Raw genomic sequence first — 17,757 nt, 5'->3', positions numbered from 1 at the left:
AGGGGGGCCTGGGGGCGGGCCGGCTGCCTAGGAGGGGCAGCCGACCCGGCCTCCGTCAGACCTCTTCGACGCTGCTCGGCTCGCGCCGGGACAGGTCAATACCGAGCTCCTCCGCGGCGCGGAACACGTCCTCGTCGGAGTCCCGCATCTCGATGGACTGGCCGTCCGAGGACAGCACCTCCACGTTGAGGCAGAGCGACTGCATTTCCTTGATGAGCACCTTGAAGGACTCGGGAATGCCGGGCTCGGGGATGTTCTCGCCCTTGACGATGGCCTCGTAGACCTTCACGCGGCCGAGGACGTCGTCGGACTTGATGGTGAGGAGCTCCTGCAGCGCGTACGCGGCGCCGTACGCCTCGAGGGCCCACACCTCCATCTCACCGAAGCGCTGACCACCGAACTGCGCCTTACCACCCAGCGGCTGCTGGGTGATCATCGAGTACGGACCGGTCGAACGGGCGTGCAGCTTGTCGTCGACCAGGTGGTGCAGCTTGAGGATGTACATGTAGCCGACCGAGACCGGCATCGGGAACGGCTCGCCGGAGCGGCCGTCGAAGAGCCGGGCCTTGCCGGTGGAGTTCACCAGGCGGTCACCGTCGCGGGTGAGCGTGGTGTGGTCCAGCATGCCGGTGATCTCGTCCTCGCGGGCGCCGTCGAAGACCGGGGTCGCGAGGTTGGTGCCGCCCTCGACCTGGTCCGCGCCGATCGCCTGCAGGCGCTGGGCCCACTCCTCCGCGAGGCCGGAGACGTCCCAGCCCTGCTTGGCGAGCCAGCCGAGGTGGATCTCCAGGACCTGTCCCGGGTTCATTCGGGACGGGACACCCAGCGGGTTCAGGATGATGTCGACCGGGGTGCCGTCCTCCAGGAACGGCATGTCCTCGACCGGCAGGATCTTGGAGATGACGCCCTTGTTGCCGTGACGGCCGGCGAGCTTGTCACCGTTCGTGATCTTGCGCTTCTGGGCCACGTAGACGCGGACCAGCTGGTTGACGCCCGGGGGGAGCTCGTCGCCCTCCTCGCGGTCGAAGACGCGGACGCCGATGACCTTGCCGGACTCACCGTGCGGCACCTTCAGCGAGGTGTCACGGACCTCACGGGCCTTCTCGCCGAAGATCGCGCGCAGCAGGCGCTCCTCCGGGGTCAGCTCGGTCTCGCCCTTGGGCGTGACCTTGCCGACCAGGATGTCACCGGTGACGACGTCGGCGCCGATCCGGATGATGCCGCGCTCGTCGAGGTCGGCGAGGACCTCCTCGGAGACGTTCGGGATGTCCCGGGTGATCTCCTCGGGGCCCAGCTTGGTGTCACGGGCGTCGACCTCGTGCTCCTCGATGTGGATCGAGGAGAGGACGTCGTCCTGCACGAGGCGCTGCGACAGGATGATCGCGTCCTCGTAGTTGTGGCCCTCCCACGACATGAAGGCCACGAGCAGGTTCTTGCCGAGGGCCATCTCGCCCTCGTCGGTGCAGGGGCCGTCGGCCAGCACCTGGTTGACCTCGACCCGCGAGCCCTCGTCCACGAGCACCTTCTGGTTGAAGGCGGTGCCCTGGTTCGAGCGGGTGAACTTGGCGGCGCGGTACGTGGTGTAGGTGCCGTCGTCGTTGGCCACGGTGACGTAGTCGGCCGAGACCTCCTGGACCACGCCCGACTTCTCGGCGGTGATCACGTCGGCGGCGTCGACCGCGCAGCGGTACTCCATGCCGGTGCCGACCAGCGGGGCCTCGCTCTTCAGCAGCGGCACCGCCTGGCGCATCATGTTCGAGCCCATGAGCGCACGGTTGGCGTCGTCGTGCTCGAGGAACGGGATCATGGCGGTCGCGACCGACACCATCTGGCGCGGCGAGACGTCCATGTAGTCGATCTCGGTGCCCGGGATGTAGTCGATCTCGCCGCCACGGCGGCGGACCAGCACGCGGGGCTCGGCGAAGTGGAGGTCGTCCGTCAGCGGGGCGTTGGCCTGCGCGATGACGAAGCGGTCCTCCTCGTCGGCGGTGAGGTAGTCGACCTGCTCGGTGACGACACCGTCGATGACCTTGCGGTACGGGGTCTCGATGAAACCGAACGCGTTGACCCGGCCGTAGGAGGCGAGCGAGCCGATCAGACCGATGTTCGGGCCTTCGGGGGTCTCGATCGGACACATGCGGCCGTAGTGCGACGGGTGCACGTCTCGGACCTCGAAGCCGGCCCGCTCACGGGACAGACCACCGGGGCCGAGGGCGGACAGGCGGCGCTTGTGGGTCAGGCCCGACAGCGGGTTCGTCTGGTCCATGAACTGCGACAGCTGGCTGGTGCCGAAGAACTCCTTGATGGAGGCGACGACCGGCCGGATGTTGATCAGGGTCTGCGGCGTGATCGCCTCGACGTCCTGGGTGGTCATGCGCTCGCGCACGACCCGCTCCATGCGGGCGAGGCCGGTGCGGACCTGGTTCTGGATCAGCTCGCCGACGTTGCGCAGGCGGCGGTTGCCGAAGTGGTCGATGTCGTCGACCTCGACGACGATGTCGCGACCGTCCTCGTCACGCCACTCGACCTCGCCGGCGTGCAGCTTCACCAGGTACTTGATCGCACCGATGATGTCGGGCTCGGTGAGCACGCCGGAGTCGAGCGACTCCGCGTTGCCGAGCTTGCGGTTGACCTTGTAGCGGCCGACCTTGGCGAGGTCGTAGCGCTTGGGGTTGAAGTAGAGGTTCTCCAGAAGGGTCTGGGCGGCCTCACGCGTCGGCGGCTCGCCCGGACGCAGCTTGCGGTAGATGTCCAGCAGCGCGTCGTCCTGGCCCTGGGTGTGGTCCTTCTCCAGGGTGGCGCGCATCGACTCGTACTCGCCGAACTCCTCGAGAATCATCTCGTTGGTCCAGCCGAGGGCCTTGAGCAGGACGGTGACCGACTGCTTGCGCTTGCGGTCGATGCGGACACCGACCATGTCGCGCTTGTCGATCTCCATCTCCAGCCAGGCACCACGCGAGGGGATGACCTTGCAGGAGTAGATGTCCTTGTCGGACACCTTGTCCAGGCTGGAGTCGAAGTAGACGCCGGGAGAGCGCACCAGCTGGGACACGACGACACGCTCGGTGCCGTTGATGATGAACGTGCCCTTGTTGGTCATGAGCGGGAAGTCGCCCATGAAGACCGTCTGGGACTTGATCTCACCGGTCTCGTTGTTGGTGAACTCGGCGGTGACGAAGAGCGGGGCCGCGTAGGTGAAGTCGCGGTCCTTGCACTCGTCGATGGAGTTCTTCGGCGGCTCGAAACGGTGGTCGCGGAAGGTCAGCGACATCGAACCGGAGAAGTCCTCGATCGGAGAGATCTCCTCGAAGATCTCCTCCAGACCGGACTTGGTCGGGACGTCCTGACCACTGTCCAGGGCCGCCTCGACCCGGGACTTCCAGGCCGCATTGCCGAGCAGCCAGTCAAAGCTCTCGGTCTGCAGGGCCAGGAGGTTCGGGACCTCAAGAGGCTCCTTGATCTTCGCGAACGAGACGCGGAGCGGGGCGGTGGATGCGGCGGAATTGTTCGAGGCGTTGCGCGGCGCGGCCAAGAGGGGGGTCCTTCCGAGGGCTCGGAGCTCACTACGCGCATACCGGCCGGACCTTAGACGAGCCAGGATCCACCTCCGCCCGCCGACCCCGCCGAGGGTGAATCCCCAGGTCAGAGCCGCTGTACGGAGGCGGTGCCAGGCCCCTTCAGGGCAACGCCGACTCCGGGCGACGAGTCACGGAGCAGCTAACAGGCAGCGCAAAGGGACAGTGTAGCCAAAAGGCACACTGCTGACAAGCCCTGATTCGGAGACCGAATCGGACGCTCCCTCCGGTCGCGACCCGAGCGCCGGCCGCCCCTGTCAAGGGGCTCCGCCGCAGGGGTTGCCCTGCCCTCGTACAACCGGACGACCCGGGACTCCCGGGCCGTCGCACCTCACATGTAGTCAGTTCCCAGCGGGGCCCCTGAATAACCATCCGGGGCGCTCCGGCCGACGGTGAACCGCCATCCACGCTGCGGCGCGCGCCTTGAGAATCGCGCGCCGGGTGCCGTTCGTCAAGGCCCCCACCACAGTGCGGACCTCGCACGGACCATCGCTCCAGGACCCCGGCGCGTTACACATCACCCGAGGCCGGGGCGGGTGGCCACGACAGCGATCACCATACCGGGGCGCACCGACAGCGCCCAGTCCACGCTGGGCCGGACCGGCGACACACGATCGGCGGGCCGCCCGGCCGGCAACGGAAAAAGGCCGGGCCGACCACCCGCAGGGGTGATCGGCCCGGCCTCCGCGCCCTCTCAGAGAGGGCGAGAAGTCACTTGACGGTGACCTTGGCGCCAGCGGCCTCGAGCTGGGCCTTCGCCTTCTCGGCGGCGTCCTTGGCAACCTTCTCCAGGACCGGCTTCGGGGTGCCGTCAACGAGGTCCTTGGCCTCCTTCAGGCCGAGGGAGGTCAGGGCGCGCACCTCCTTGATGACCTGGATCTTCTTGTCGCCGGCCGACTCGAGGATGACGTCGAACTCGTCCTGCTCCTCGACGGCCTCGACGGCGGCAGCAGCGCCACCGGCGGCGGCAACGGCGACCGGGGCGGCAGCCTTGACGTCGAACTTCTCCTCGAACGCCTTGACGAACTCGGAGAGCTCGATCAGGGTCAGGGTCTCGAACTGCGCGAGCAGCTCGTCCTGGGACAGCTTCGCCATGGTGGCGTCCTTCCACTTAATCGGCAGGTTGGTGCCGGATGTACGGGATGGCGGGCGTACGGGCCCGCAGCGAGGCGTGAGCCTGCGGAATTACTCCGCGGCCTCGTCCTCGGCGGCGGGAGCCGGCGTACCGGCACCGCCCTGCTCGACCTTCGCGCGCAGCGCCTCGGCGGTGCGGGCGAACTCGACCAGCGGAGCCTGGAAGGTCGCCGCGGCCTTGGCCATGGACGCCTTCAGGCCGCCGGCCAGCTTGGCGAGCAGCACCTCGCGGGACTCGAGGTCCGCGAGCTTCTTGATCTCATCGGCGGACAGCGCCTTACCGTCAAGGACACCGCCCTTGATGATGAGAGCGGGGTTGTCCTTGGCGAAGTCACGCAGAGCCTTCGCCGACTCCACCGGGTCACCGGTGACGAAGGCGACAGCCGTCGGACCGGCGAACAGGTCGTCCAGCGCAGAGATCCCGGCTTCGTTCGCCGCGATCTTGGTCAGCGTGTTCTTCACCACGGCGTACTGGGCGTTGTCACCCAGCGAGCGACGCAGATTCTTCATCTGCTTCACCGTCAGACCGCGGTACTCGGTCAGCACGGCCGCGTTCGAGGCACGGAACTTGTCCGTGATCTCGGCGACGTCAGCAGCCTTGTCAGGCCTTGCCATAGGCTTACGCCTCCTTCCGTGATGTCGAAGTCGGGCCGACCTTTGAGGAGTCGACCATCGATCACCTGGGACGCACCGGCCGGAAGGAAGAGGCCCTGCGGAATGCTCCGCAAAAACAAATCGAGCCCCAGTGCGCAGTCGCACGGGGCTCATGACGACCTCGACGGTCGCACGGCGAACCGTACGGACCGGAAGTCAAAGCTCCAAACACTCCTGCGCGGGCCGTCTGCGCAGTGCGCAGATCCTTCGGTCGTCCACTCCCGTGAAGGCGTGGAACGACAACCAGCGGTCTTTGGCAAGCCCTACCGTACTCGACGCCTGCCGAACCGGGCAAATCCGCTCCGGCCGCCTGCGACTCGCAGGCCCCGCGGGCCCCGCGGGGCGGCCGGAGGACCTACAGGCCGCCGAGCGCCGGCAGCGCGCTGCCGGTCCGGTCGACGGTGTCGGCCTCGGCGGGCGCCTGGAGCGACAGCGGGCCGGCGATCTCGCTGTACGCCACGGTGGCCGCGGTGCTCCCGGCCTGGCCGGTGCGGCGGAGCTGGACCAGCTGGTCCTTGTCGTTCAGCCAGAGGTCCAGGGTGAGCACCCGGCCGCTGTCGGCGCCCAGGGTCTCGGCCAGCGCCTGCCGGCGGGACTCGCTCAGCTGGGTCTGCGCGGCCACGTACCCGGCGACGCCGATGGTCACCCGCAGGTGGGTCACGGTGGCGTCCTGGAGCTCCTCCTCGCCGACCAGCTCCGGGTCCTCGGCCGCACAGGCCGCGGTGAGCGCCACCACCGGGTTGAGCTGGTCGATCAGCCCCGCGTACGGGGTGTCCTTGCTGCCGGCGCCGCCGTACTTCTCCCAGTGCCGGCCGCCCAGCCGCGCCGCCGCCTCCGGGTCGCCGCCCAGGTAGGCCGCGGTGTCCAGGACGATCAGCTGCTCGGTGGTGGTCGGCCGGTTGAGCCGCAGGCCGGTCTTGGGGGCCCAGAAGATCATGCCGTCCGCGCCCTGCTGGGGCAGCCGGAACTTGGCCCGCCGGGCGTCGTGCATGGCCAGCTGGGCGGAGAGCAGCACACCGTGCGGCGAGCGGTCGGTGGGAGTGGCGAGCGCGGAGCTGGCGGCCGGGGTGCTGGCCGTGGGGCCGGGGCCGGGCTGTGCGGCCCCGCCGCACCCGGCCGCGCCGGCCAGCAGCAGCACCAGCGCCGTGACCGCGGCCTTGCGCCGGACCGGCATGCGGTGTCCTCCCTGCTTCGATTGCTCGTTCCCCACCCTGTCATGCCCGCCCACCGGGCATCCCGGCGGCTCCGCCCGGGCGCGGGCCGGGAACGGCCCCGGGCGCGGCGGAGCGCCGCGCCCGGGGCCGTGCGGGCCGCCGTCGGCGGCCCGCCGGGTGGTTCAGCTGGTGGTTCAGCTGGTGCCGAGGCTCTTCAGCAGCTCGGACATGTCCGCCACCTCACCGGCCGGCGGGGCGGCCGGCACGGCCGCCTTGCCCAGGTCGGTGTACTTGAGGGTGGTGACGGCGTTCGCCGCGGCCGAGGCCGCGCCCTTGCCGGGGCTCAGGTCGGTGCCGCCCATCTGGACCAGCTCGCCCTGGGCGTTGATCCAGAAGTCCATGGTGGACTCCGTGCCGGTCGAGGTGAGCTCCTTGAGGACCGAGGCCTTCAGCGCGTCGCTCAGGCCGGTCATCGCGGCGACCAGGTCCTTGGCGGCGATGGTGCTCTTGTAGTGCACGGTGTCGACGCCGTCGACCTTCTCCGGGCCGACCTTGCTGAGCTTGCCGGCCTGCGCGTTGGCGGCCAGCTCGACGGCCGGGTTGAGCAGCTGCAGCATGCTGCCGAAGGCGTTCAGGTCCTCCATGCCGGGGGCGGCGCTGCCGGCCTTCGGGTCCAGCTTCAGCCACTTCTTGCCCGGGAACATCGCGCCCATCTCGGCGTCGACGCCGACGTACATGACGTCGCCCGCGAACAGGACCTTGGTCTCCTTGCCCTCGTCCTGCACCGAGAGCTCCAGCGCCTGCGGGCTCTTCCAGGCGAACAGGCCGGTGCCGCTGTCGTCGGGGGTGGCGCCGGTCATCACGAGCTTGGCGTTGCCGGCCTTCTCCATCACGGCGGCCGAGGCGGCGAGGGCGGCCTTCGGGTCCAGGTCCTTCGCGCCGGCCGCGGGAGCCGATCCGCCCGCGGAGCCCCCGGCGGAGGCGCCGGCCGAGGCGGCCGCACCGGACGGCGCGGCGGCGGCGTCGGCGCCGGACTTCTTGTCCCCGCTGTTGCAGGCCGACAGGGCGCCGATGAGCACGGTGGAGACGACCACTGCGGAAGCGATCCGAAGGTTACGCACAGTTCCCCCTCTTAATGTTTCTCTCATACTTATTGCGCCCCGGACTCTAGCCGATTCGGGCGACAGGTCCTGATCCGGATGTGCAACCGTCCTGCCACGGCCGCGCCCCGGGAACGCCGACGGGCCCGCACCCCCTTCTGCAGGGGGTGCGGGCCCGTCGGTCGGAATCAGACGCGCCAGGACGCGGCCGGTCGGAGCACGGGGGCTCAGACGGAGGCCGGGTCCTCCTCGACGAGGAGGTTGCGGGTGCGGTTCGGGTCGACCTGGATGCCGGGGCCGATCGTGGTGGAGACCGCGGTCTTCTTGATGTAACGGCCCTTGGCGGCGGCCGGCTTGGCCCGGAGGACCTCCTCGAGCGCGGCGCCGTAGTTCTCGACCAGCTGCTCGTCGGTGAAGGAGACCTTCCCGATGATGAAGTGCAGGTTCGAGTGCTTGTCGACGCGGAACTCGATCTTGCCGCCCTTGATGTCGTTGACAGCCTTGGTGACATCGGGGGTGACGGTGCCGGTCTTGGGGTTCGGCATCAGACCACGGGGACCGAGCACGCGGCCGAGGCGGCCGACCTTGCCCATGAGGTCCGGGGTGGCGACGACGGCGTCGAAGTCCAGACGACCCTTGGCGACCTCGTCGATGAGCTCGTCGGAGCCCACGATGTCGGCGCCCGCAGCACGCGCGGCCTCGGCACGGTCACCGGTCGCGAAGACCAGGACCCGAGCGGTCTTACCGGTGCCGTGCGGGAGGATCACGGTGCTGCGGACCATCTGGTCGGCCTTGCGCGGGTCGACGCCCAGACGCATGGCAACCTCGACGGTGCCGTCGAACTTGGTGGTGGAGGTCTCCTTCGCGAGGCGGATGGCCTCGAGGGGAGCGTAGATCCGGCTGCGGTCGACCTTGGCGTCCGCGGCCTTGAGAGCCTTGCTGCGCTTCACTGCTTCTCCTGAAGATTGGGCCCCTCCGGGCCCTGGCGGGCGAGGAGGGCGGAGGAGTCGTGGTGTGTACGGGCCGCGCGGGCCCTACCACGGGGGACTGACGGGCTGATCAGCCCTCGACGGTGATGCCCATCGACCGGGCGGTGCCGGCGATGATCTTCGCCGCGGCGTCCAGGTCGTTGGCGTTCAGGTCGGGGAGCTTGACCGTGGCGATCTCGCGGACCTGGGCGCTGGTGAGCTTGGCGACCTTGGTCTTGTGCGGCTCCGCCGAGCCCTTGTCCACGCCCGCGGCCTTCAGGATGAGGCGCGCGGCCGGCGGCGTCTTCGTGATGAAGGTGAAGGAGCGGTCGTCGTAGACCGTGATCTCCACCGGCACGATCATGCCGCGCTGCGACTCGGTCGCAGCGTTGTAGGCCTTGCAGAACTCCATGATGTTCACGCCGTGCTGGCCCAGCGCGGGGCCGACCGGCGGGGCCGGGTTCGCGGCGCCGGCGTTGATCTGGAGCTTGATGAGCCCCGTGATCTTCTTCTTCTTGGGAGGCATTTCTCTCCGGGTCCTTCCGAGAGGTGATTGCTGGTGCGTCCGCGGCAGGCGCGACACCCGGCCGGGCGGACACACATCGGACCAGGCTAACGCGGATGCGCCGCTGGACCAAAACGGATTGAGGGCGGAGCAACCGCTCCGCCCTCAATCCGAAGCTCAGTACTAGTTCTTCTGGATCTGGTCGAAGGAGAGCTCGACCGGGGTCTCCCGGCCGAAGATCTCGACCAGGCCCTTGACCTTCTTCGAGTCCGGGTTGATCTCGTTGATGGTCGCCTGCAGGGTGGCGAACGGGCCGTCGGTGACGGTGACCGAGTCGCCGACCTCGAAGTCGAGGACCTGGACCTCGACCGGGCGGACCGGGGAGGCCTTGCCCGCGTCCTTGGCCGCCTGGCGCTCGACGTCCGGGGCGAGCATCTTGACGACCTCGTCCAGGGTCAGCGGGTACGGGTCGTAGGCGTTGCCGACGAAGCCGGTGACGCCCGGGGTGTTGCGGACCACGTTCCACGACTCGGCGTCCAGCTCCATCCGGACCAGCACGTAGCCGGGGAGCTTGTTCTGCCGGATGGTCTTGCGGTCGCCGTTCTTGATCTGGACGACCTCTTCCTGCGGCACGGCCGACTCGAAGATGCGGTCCTCGACGTTCAGCGAGACCGAGCGCTGCTCGAGGTTCTGCTTCACGCGGTTCTCGTAGCCGGCGTAGGTGTGGATGACGTACCACTCGCCCGGCGCGAGGCGCAGCTGCTCGCGGAACTCGGCGACCGGGTCGCTCTCGCCCTCGGCCTCCTCGTCCGCCGCACCCTCCTCGGCGTCCTCGGCGAGCTCGGCCTCGTCGGCCTCCTCGACGTCGTCGGCCTCGGCGACGGCCTCGTCCTCGGCCACCTCGTCCGCCGCGGCCTCCTCGGCGGGCTCGCCCGCCTCGGCCTCGTCGGCAGCCTCGACCTGGTCCTCGTCGGCGTCGGCGGCGTCCGGGATGTCCTCGACGGCCTCGGCGTCGGCCTCGGCCGCGACATCCGCCTCGCGGACGGTCTCGTCGGCGTCGTACAGGGGGGACTCAGACACGGTCGCTGCTTCTTTCCTGGTTGTGGAGATGGAACGGCTCCGGCCCACCCGGTCGCCGGCAGGCGTACGGGCGGAAAAGTCTCGGATACCTCAACAGTACCGAGTCAACGGTAGCGGGCTCGTCCGGTCGGCGCAGACAGCTCGACCCGGGCAGCTCCGTCCGTGTGGACGGTGCCGACCCGGGTCGGTGGTGACTGGCTGGATTCCGCGGGCTGCCGAGCAGGTCAGCCGAAGATCCACAAGCTGAGCTTGGAGAAGCCGTAGTCGACGCCGTAGACCAGCATCATCATCACGATGACGAAGGTCACCACGACGGTGGTGTACTGGATCAGCTCGTTGCGGGTCGGCCAGACGACCTTGCGCAGCTCGGCGATGATCTGGCGGTAGAAGATCGCCGCCCGGGCGAAGACGCCCTTCTTGGCCCGCTTGCCGGGCTTCCTGCCGCCGTCGCCACCGGCCGCCTTGTTGGCACGCCGGCGCTCGCGTCGGGACAGCGCCTTGTCGTCGGCAGGCGTGGTTTCGTCCGCCGCGCCGTCGGCCCCCTCGGGGTTGCCGCTCTCAGGCGTTGCGGTGGAGCCCGTGGTCTCCGTCACTCGTCCTCACCTGAATCCGGGTCCTGCCGAGCGCGCCCGCGTGCGTGTGCCGCACGAGCGATCCGGCGAAAGCAGTGCTTGGTGGGGCCCTCTCCGCATCAAGCCCGCTCGCTCTGTGGAGCGAACGGGCTCGTTACGGATCAAGCTGCAGGGCACGAGGGACTCGAACCCCCAACCGCCGGTTTTGGAGACCGGTGCTCTACCAATTGAGCTAGTGCCCTTCGGCGCCTCGCGGCACCGGACTGCGCCCAAACCTACCGCATCCGGGGCGCCGCGTGCGGTACGCGGCGGCGGATCCGCACTTCGGGAGCCATCGAGCAGTGAGTGTACGTGTTCTTGAGCGTTTGGTCGAACCTCATTCACCGCTGCCTCACCCGCCACCTCGTCAGGGACACACCCGGGCCCGGGAGATCGCCGGCCCGGGCCGCCCGGGGGCGGACCTGCGGCGGACGGTCCGCGGACCAGGAGCGGACCGGGAGCGGAGCGGTGGCGGACCGGCGGCGGCGCGGGGGCGACAGCATGCGGACCGAGCGGTACGCATGGTGAAACCGTCGTACCCGGCGGGGGGCAACTCTGGGACGATGCAGTCATGAGCGCTTCCACCCCCGCCAACCGTCCTGCCGACCGCCGGGTCTCCGCCCGGGTCGGCGCCATCGCCGAGTCCGCCACCCTCGCCGTGGACGCCAAGGCCAAGGCCCTCAAGGCGGCCGGCCGTCCCGTGATCGGCTTCGGCGCCGGAGAGCCGGACTTCCCGACCCCCGGCTACATCGTCGACGCCGCCGCGGCCGCCTGCCACGACGCGAAGAACCACCGCTACACGCCGGCCGGCGGCCTGCCCGAGCTGAAGGCCGCGATCGCCGCCAAGACCCTGCGGGACTCCGGCTACCAGGTGGACGCCTCCCAGGTGCTGGTCACCAACGGCGGCAAGCAGGCGATCTACGAGGCCTTCGCCGCGATCCTCGACCCGGGCGACGAGGTGATCATCCCGGCGCCGTACTGGACCACCTACCCGGAGGCCGTGAAGCTGGCCGGCGGTGTCCCGGTCGACGTGGTGGCGGACGAGACCACCGGCTACAAGGTGTCGGTGGAGCAGCTGGAGGCGGCCCGCACCGAGCAGACCAAGGTGGTGCTGTTCGTCTCGCCGTCCAACCCGACCGGCTCGGTGTACACCCGCGCCGAGGCCGAGGCGATCGGCCGCTGGGCGCTGGAGCACGGCCTGTGGGTGCTGACCGACGAGATCTACGAGCACCTGGTGTACGGCGACGCGGAGTTCACCTCGCTGCCGGCGCTGCTGCCCGAGCTGGCCGACAAGTGCATCGTGGTCAACGGCGTGGCCAAGACCTACGCGATGACCGGCTGGCGGGTGGGGTGGCTGATCGGCCCGAAGGACGTCGTGAGTGCCGCCACCAACCTGCAGTCGCACGCCACCTCCAACGTCTCGAACGTGGCGCAGCAGGCCGCGCTGGCCGCCGTCTCCGGCGACCTGTCGGCCGTGGACGAGATGAAGGCCGCGTTCGACCGCCGCCGCCGCACGATCGTGCGGATGCTGAACGAGATCGACGGCGTGCTCTGCCCCGAGCCCGAGGGCGCGTTCTACGTGTACCCGTCGGTCAAGGCGCTGCTGGGCAAGGAGATCCGCGGCCGCCGTCCGGCCAGCTCGGCCGAGCTGGCCACGCTGATCCTGGAGGAGGCCGAGGTCGCGGTCGTCCCCGGTGAGGCCTTCGGCACCCCGGGTTACCTGCGGCTGTCGTACGCGCTGGGCGACGCCGATCTGGCGGAGGGCATCGGCCGGGTGCAGAAGCTGCTGGGCGAGGCCCGGGACTGATCCGCGCCGCCGCCCGCGGCGGGCCGCCCCCTCTCATCCCTTCGGGGGATGTACAGGGGGCGGTTCCCGTTTCGGGCCCGGATGCGGCAGGATCGGCCAATGGAACGCCAGCGTGATGTCCGAGGCCTCCCGAAGGCCCACCTGCACCTGCACTTCACCGGTTCGATGCGCCCCGCCACCCTGCTGGAGCTGGCGGACAAGCACGGGGTCCGGCTGCCCGAGGCGCTCAGTTCGGGCGAGCCGCCGCAGCTGCGGGCCACCGACGAGCGCGGCTGGTTCCGCTTCCAGCGGCTGTACGACACCGCGCGCTCGGTGCTCCGGGACGAGCAGGACATCCGGCGGCTGGTGCTGGAGACGGCGCAGGACGAGCGGCGGGACGGCTCGCGCTGGCTGGAGATCCAGGTCGACCCCACCTCGTACGCGCCGCGGCTGGGCGGGCTGACGCCGGCGCTGGAGCTGGTGCTGGACGCGGTCCGGGTGGCCTCCGAGGCGACCGGGGTGGGGATCCGGGTGCTGGTCGCGGCGAACCGGATGAAGTCCCCGATGGACGCCCGCACGCTGGCCCGCCTCGCGGTCCGGTACGCCGACCACGGGGTGGTCGGGTTCGGGCTGTCGAACGACGAACGACGGGGCATGGCGCGGGACTTCGACCGGGCGTTCAAGATCGCCCGGGACGGCGGGCTGCTGGCCGCGCCGCACGGCGGCGAGCTGGCCGGCCCGGAGTCGGTCCGGGACTGCCTGGACGACCTGGGGGCCGGCCGGATCGGCCACGGGGTCCGCGCGGCGGAGGACCCGCGGCTGATGCAGCGGCTGGCGGACCGGCAGGTCACCTGCGAGGTGTGCCCCTCCTCCAACGTCTCGCTCGGGGTCTACGAGAGCGCCGGTCAGGTGCCGATGCGCACGCTGTTCGACGCCGGGGTGCCGATGGCGCTGGGCGCGGACGACCCGCTGCTGTTCGGCTCGCGGCTGGCGGAGCAGTACCGGCTGGTGCGCGAGGTGCACGGCTTCTCGGACGCCGAACTGGCCGAGCTGGCCCGGCAGTCGGTGCGGGGCTCACGAGCACCGGAGGGCGTCCGCAAGGAGCTGCTGTCGGACATCGACGCCTGGCTGGCCGGGTGACCGGCCGCCGGGAGTTCAGAGCTTGACGCCGACCATCACCGGCTCGTTGACCAGCTCCACGCCGAAGGCGGCGAGGACGCCGTCGCGGACCTCGCGGGCCAGCGCGAGCAGGTCCTCGGTGGTGGCCGCGCCGCGGTTGGTGAGGGCCAGGGTGTGCTTGGTGGAGAGGGTGGCCGGGCCCTCGCCGTGGCCCTTGCGGAAGCCGGCGTGGTCGATCAGCCAGGCGGCGGAGGTCTTGGTGCAGCCGTCCGGTGCCGGGTAGGCGGGGGCGGTGCGGTCGCCGAGCCGGGCGGCGAAGGCCGCGTACTGGTCGGCGGTCAGGACCGGGTTGGTGAAGAAGGAGCCCGCCGACCAGGTGTCGTGGTCGGCCGGGTCCAGCACCATGCCCTTGCCGGCCCGCAGCCGCAGCACGGTGTCGTGGGCGGTGCGCAGGTCGACCCGCTGCTCGGCCTCGACCCCGAGGGTGCGGGCGACCTCCGCGTACTTGACCGGCGAGGACTGCCCGGCGGCGTCCTCCAGCGCGAAGCGCACCCGCAGCACCACGTAGCGGTCGGGGTCGGCCTTGAACCGGCTGTGGCGGTAGGAGAACGCGCAATCGGCGTTGGTGAGGGTGACCCGCTCGCCGGTGGCGCGGTCGTAGGCGAGCACCTCGGTGACGGTGCTCGCCACCTCCTGGCCGTAGGCGCCGACGTTCTGCACGGGCGTGGCGCCGGCCGAGCCGGGGATGCCGGCCAGGAACTCGATGCCGGCCAGGCCGTGGTCGACCGTGCGGGCGACCGCCTCGGCCCAGACCTCACCGGCGGCCAGCTCCAGCCGGGCACCGTCGAGCTCGAAGCCGGTGGTGGCGATCCGCAGCACGGTGCCGGCGAACCCGGCGTCCGCGATGACCAGGTTGGAGCCGCCGCCGAGGATCAGCAGCGGCTCGCCCGCGGCGTCCGCCTCGCGCACGGCGGCGACCACCTCGTCGTCGGTCCGGGCGGTGACCAGCCGGCGGGCCGGGCCGCCGAGCCGGAGGGTGGTCAGCGGGGCCAGCGGCGCGTTCTCGAGTACCTGCACGCCCACCACGGTATACGGGCGCATCGGCTGGTCCGTCCAGGCTCCTCCAGGATTTTGGAGAGATACACTATCCATGTGGCCCGCCCGGGCCCGACGGCTTCGGGAACGGGGACGCGATGCGGATCGGGGAGTTGAGCCGGCGGGCCGGGGTGCCGGTGCCGACCATCAAGTACTACGTGCGGGAGGGCCTGATCCCCGGGGGCGAGCGGATCGGCCCCAACCAGGCCCGGTACGACGAGGCGCACATCCACCGGCTCAAGCTGGTGCGCGCGATGGTCGAGGTCGGCAAGCTCTCGGTGGCGACCACCCGGGAGGTGCTGAGCGCGATCGACTCCCCCGGCAGCAGCCTGCACGAGGTGCTCGGGATCGCCCAGGCCGCCGTCACCCCGCAGGTCACCGCCTCCGACCGGGCCGGCTGGACGCTCGCCGAGCAGGTGGTGACGGAGCTGGTGGCGCGGCGCGGCTGGGTGGTCAAGGAGAGCAACCCGGCCCGGCAGGCGCTGGCCCAGCTGGTGGTCACCTTCCGGGATCTGGGCCAGGACGACCTGTTGGGCGTGCTGGAGGACTACGCGGCCGTCGCCGAACGGCTGGCGGCCGCCGAGCTGGCGGCGATCGGGCACCGGGAGGGCGTGGACAGCAAGGTCGAGGGGGCGGTGCTGGGCACCGTGCTCGGCGACGCGCTGATCGGCGCGATGCGCCGGCTGGCCCAGGCGGACGCCTCGCACCGGGCCTTCGAGGGCGCCGCCGGCCGCGCCCCGGACCCGGCCGCGCGCTGACCCGACACGGCAGCGGGGCGGCCCGCGGCCCTCCCGGCGGAGGGTCGCGGGCCGCCCCGCGGCGCGGTCGGCGCCGTCAGACGCCGGCCGGTGCCGGCTGGTCGGCGCTGCGCGGCTCGGCGGCCTCGGCGGCCGGCCGCGGCGGGCGCGGGATGAACAGCGCGCAGACCCCGCCGAACACCACCACGCCGACGCCGACCCAGACCGCCGGGTGCAGGCCCCGGACGAAGTCGGCGGCGCTCGCCTCGCTGCCGTGCGCCAGGAAGACGCTGCTCAGCACCGCGATCCCGAAGGCCCCGCCGATCTCCCGGACGGTGGTGTTGGCCCCGGAGGCCTTGCCGCGGTGCTCCGGACCGACCGCACCGAGCACCACCGCGGCGGTCGGCGCGATCGCGAAGCCCATGCCGGCGCCGGCCACCAGCATCGCGCCGACCAGCCGGGAGTACGGGGTGTCGTCGGTGGCCGCCAGGTTGATCCAGGCCAGGCCGGCGGCCTGGAGGAACAGGCCCAGGGCCATCAGCCGGCCGCCGCCCACCCGGTCGGTGAGCGCCCCGGCGATCGGGGCGATGAACATCGGCATCAGGGTCCACGCCAGGGTCAGCACGCCGGCGTGCAGCGGCGTGCGGAACGGGGCGATCTGGAGGTACTGGGAGAGGAAGAAGATCGACCCGAACACCCCGAAGTACATGGTCGCCGAGACGATGTTGGTCAGGGTGAACGCGCGGATCCGGTAGAAGGACAGCGGCAGCAGCGGGTGGGTCTGCCGGCGCTCCCAGAGCACGAAGGCGGCCAGCAGCACGGCGCCGGCCACGAAGGCGGCGACGATCCGGGTGGAGGTCCAGCCGTCCGTGCTGCCGTTGACGATGCCCCAGACCACCGCGAGCAGGCCGGCCGAGGCGAGCAGCATGCCGATCAGGTCGAGGGGCGCCTTCTCCCCCTTGCTCTCCTTGAGCACCTTGAGGATCAGCGGGACGGCCAGGATGCCCACCGGCACGTTGATCCAGAAGATCCACTCCCAGGCGAGCCCGTCCACCACCGCACCGCCGACCACCGGGCCGAGCGCGATGGCCAGACCGCTGACCGCACCCCACAGGCCCAGCGCCAGGCTGCGCATCTTCTCCGGGACGGCCTGCGAGAGCAGGGTGAGCGAGAGCGGCATGACCGCGGCGGCGCCGAAGCCCTGCACCGTCCGGGCGGTGATCAGTTCGGCGCTGGTGTCGGCCAGTCCGCAGGCGATCGAGGAGAGCGTGAAGATCGCGATGCCGATGGTGAAGACCTTCCGGCGGCCGAACCGGTCACCGAGCGCGGCGCCGATCAGCAGCAGGCAGGAGAAGCTGAGCACGTACGCGTTGACGAACCACTGGAGGTCCTGGGTGTCGGCCTTGAGGTCGATCGCCAGGGTGCGCAGCGCGGTGGAGACGACCAGGTTGTCCAGCGCCACCATGAACATCGGCACGCTGCACGCGACGATCGACAGCCAGAGCGGGACCTTCGGCCCCTGGGCGGCGGGGCTCGGGGAGCCGACCGCCGTCGGATCGGACGTAGCCATGACTTCTACTCCTCGGGAAGCGGTGCGGGGTCTCGGGGTCGGCTCAGGCGCCGGCGGCGTCGGCGTCCGCCCGGGCCTGGTCGGCGAGGTGCTGCTTGGCGTCGGGCCAGGCGATCGGGAGCTGCTCGACCGGGACCTCCCAGAAGGTGAAGGTGGAGTCCTTCATGGTCGGGCGCAGCGAGGTCATCACGCTGTAGTGCGGCTCGGTCTTGGCGTAGGTGTAGAGGGCCTCCCGGGTCTCCCAGGCGGAGAGGGTCCAGAAGGTCCGCCGGAGCGGCTGGGCGATGAGCGAGGCGCCCAGTGCGCCGGGGGCGGTGCGGACCTGCTTCCAGGCGGCGAGCGACTTGAGGAAGAAGCGCGGCACGTCCTTGAACGAGCGCACCTCCAGCCGGGAGGCCATCACCAGGGCGCGGGTCTGCGGCCGGGCCGGGTTCGGGGTGGTCCAGGGGAGCGTGGGCATGGCGGTGGCCTTCCTCGGTCGCCGGCTCGGCGTGAGTGGCGGGCGGGGCGTCCCGGGGGCGCCCCCGAGTCGATAGTGGAACCTAGCGCTATCCATTATAGGGAGCAGGGATCCTTGAGTGCCAGTACCCATATCGGGACGGGGCCGACCCCTTTCGGGCCGGCCCCGCTCGGGCGCCGCGGGCCCGCCGCGGCGCCCCCGGACGTCGA

The 17,757-nt window shown here is 70.8% G+C and carries 15 protein-coding genes and 1 tRNA gene; 3 read left to right on the top strand and 13 right to left on the bottom strand.

The genetic code is table 11. The annotated features are described in order from the left end of the window. Positions 1-55: 55 nt before the first annotated feature. From rpoB to ABT014_RS09860, 10 genes are all read right to left on the bottom strand, one after another. Complete coding sequence (rpoB, locus tag ABT014_RS09905) at positions 56-3,532, bottom strand: DNA-directed RNA polymerase subunit beta (RefSeq protein ID WP_350638182.1); 3,477 nt, start codon at positions 3,530-3,532, stop codon at positions 56-58. 754 nt (positions 3,533-4,286) lie between these two features. Next, a complete protein-coding gene (gene rplL, locus ABT014_RS09900; RefSeq protein WP_350638181.1) occupies positions 4,287-4,670 on the bottom strand; it encodes a 50S ribosomal protein L7/L12 in 384 nt (127 codons plus the stop codon). Between the two features lie 90 nt (positions 4,671-4,760). After that, positions 4,761-5,324, bottom strand: a complete 564-nt coding sequence (rplJ, locus tag ABT014_RS09895) for a 50S ribosomal protein L10 (protein ID WP_350638180.1) — start codon at positions 5,322-5,324, stop codon at positions 4,761-4,763. A 394-nt stretch (positions 5,325-5,718) separates the two neighbouring features. Continuing rightward, positions 5,719-6,537, bottom strand: coding sequence for an SCO4651 family lipoprotein (locus ABT014_RS09890; protein ID WP_350638179.1), 819 nt, complete (start codon positions 6,535-6,537; stop codon positions 5,719-5,721). Between the two features lie 174 nt (positions 6,538-6,711). Continuing rightward, entirely contained in the window at positions 6,712-7,611 is a 900-nt protein-coding gene (locus ABT014_RS09885; RefSeq protein ID WP_350638178.1) for an SCO4651 family lipoprotein, read from the bottom strand. Between the two features lie 233 nt (positions 7,612-7,844). Beyond that, entirely contained in the window at positions 7,845-8,567 is a 723-nt protein-coding gene (gene rplA, locus ABT014_RS09880) for a 50S ribosomal protein L1 (protein ID WP_350638177.1), read from the bottom strand. 109 nt (positions 8,568-8,676) lie between these two features. Beyond that, entirely contained in the window at positions 8,677-9,111 is a 435-nt protein-coding gene (gene rplK / locus ABT014_RS09875; RefSeq protein ID WP_350638176.1) for a 50S ribosomal protein L11, read from the bottom strand. 162 nt (positions 9,112-9,273) lie between these two features. Further along, positions 9,274-10,170, bottom strand: coding sequence for a transcription termination/antitermination protein NusG (nusG, locus tag ABT014_RS09870; protein WP_350638175.1), 897 nt, complete (start codon positions 10,168-10,170; stop codon positions 9,274-9,276). A gap of 224 nt (positions 10,171-10,394) precedes the next feature. Then, positions 10,395-10,763 (bottom strand): preprotein translocase subunit SecE, encoded by a 369-nt coding sequence (secE, locus tag ABT014_RS09865; RefSeq protein WP_502894918.1) that lies wholly within the window; start codon positions 10,761-10,763, stop codon positions 10,395-10,397. Between the two features lie 148 nt (positions 10,764-10,911). Then, positions 10,912-10,984: transfer RNA gene (locus ABT014_RS09860), tRNA-Trp, on the bottom strand. A 368-nt stretch (positions 10,985-11,352) separates the two neighbouring features. On the opposite strand from ABT014_RS09860, the gene ABT014_RS09855 reads away from it, so the two are divergent. Both ABT014_RS09855 and ABT014_RS09850 read left to right on the top strand, forming a co-directional pair. Beyond that, a complete protein-coding gene (locus ABT014_RS09855; protein WP_350638174.1) occupies positions 11,353-12,588 on the top strand; it encodes a pyridoxal phosphate-dependent aminotransferase in 1,236 nt (411 codons plus the stop codon). Positions 12,589-12,687: 99 nt separating this feature from the next. Beyond that, the gene (locus tag ABT014_RS09850; RefSeq protein ID WP_502894917.1) at positions 12,688-13,707 is read left to right on the top strand and encodes an adenosine deaminase; all 1,020 of its coding nucleotides are present in this window, start codon (positions 12,688-12,690) and stop codon (positions 13,705-13,707) included. A 15-nt stretch (positions 13,708-13,722) separates the two neighbouring features. On the opposite strand, the gene ABT014_RS09845 is transcribed toward ABT014_RS09850, so the two are convergent. Continuing rightward, positions 13,723-14,763, bottom strand: a complete 1,041-nt coding sequence (locus tag ABT014_RS09845) for a UDP-N-acetylmuramate dehydrogenase (protein ID WP_350638172.1) — start codon at positions 14,761-14,763, stop codon at positions 13,723-13,725. 116 nt (positions 14,764-14,879) lie between these two features. Between ABT014_RS09845 and ABT014_RS09840 the strand changes: the two genes are divergently transcribed. Next, positions 14,880-15,539 (top strand): MerR family transcriptional regulator, encoded by a 660-nt coding sequence (locus ABT014_RS09840; protein WP_350638171.1) that lies wholly within the window; start codon positions 14,880-14,882, stop codon positions 15,537-15,539. A gap of 76 nt (positions 15,540-15,615) precedes the next feature. Here ABT014_RS09840 and ABT014_RS09835 read toward each other — a convergent pair whose 3' ends face one another. After that, entirely contained in the window at positions 15,616-17,088 is a 1,473-nt protein-coding gene (locus ABT014_RS09835) for a DHA2 family efflux MFS transporter permease subunit (protein ID WP_350638170.1), read from the bottom strand. Between the two features lie 43 nt (positions 17,089-17,131). Further along, positions 17,132-17,548, bottom strand: coding sequence for a DUF3291 domain-containing protein (locus ABT014_RS09830; protein ID WP_350638169.1), 417 nt, complete (start codon positions 17,546-17,548; stop codon positions 17,132-17,134). Positions 17,549-17,757 lie beyond the last annotated feature (209 nt).

The organism is Kitasatospora sp. NPDC094015, from assembly GCF_040304075.1.
GTDB lineage: Bacteria > Actinomycetota > Actinomycetes > Streptomycetales > Streptomycetaceae > Kitasatospora.
The sequence above is the reverse complement of the archived record's forward strand: the minus strand, read 5'-3'. Positions and strand labels throughout refer to the sequence as shown.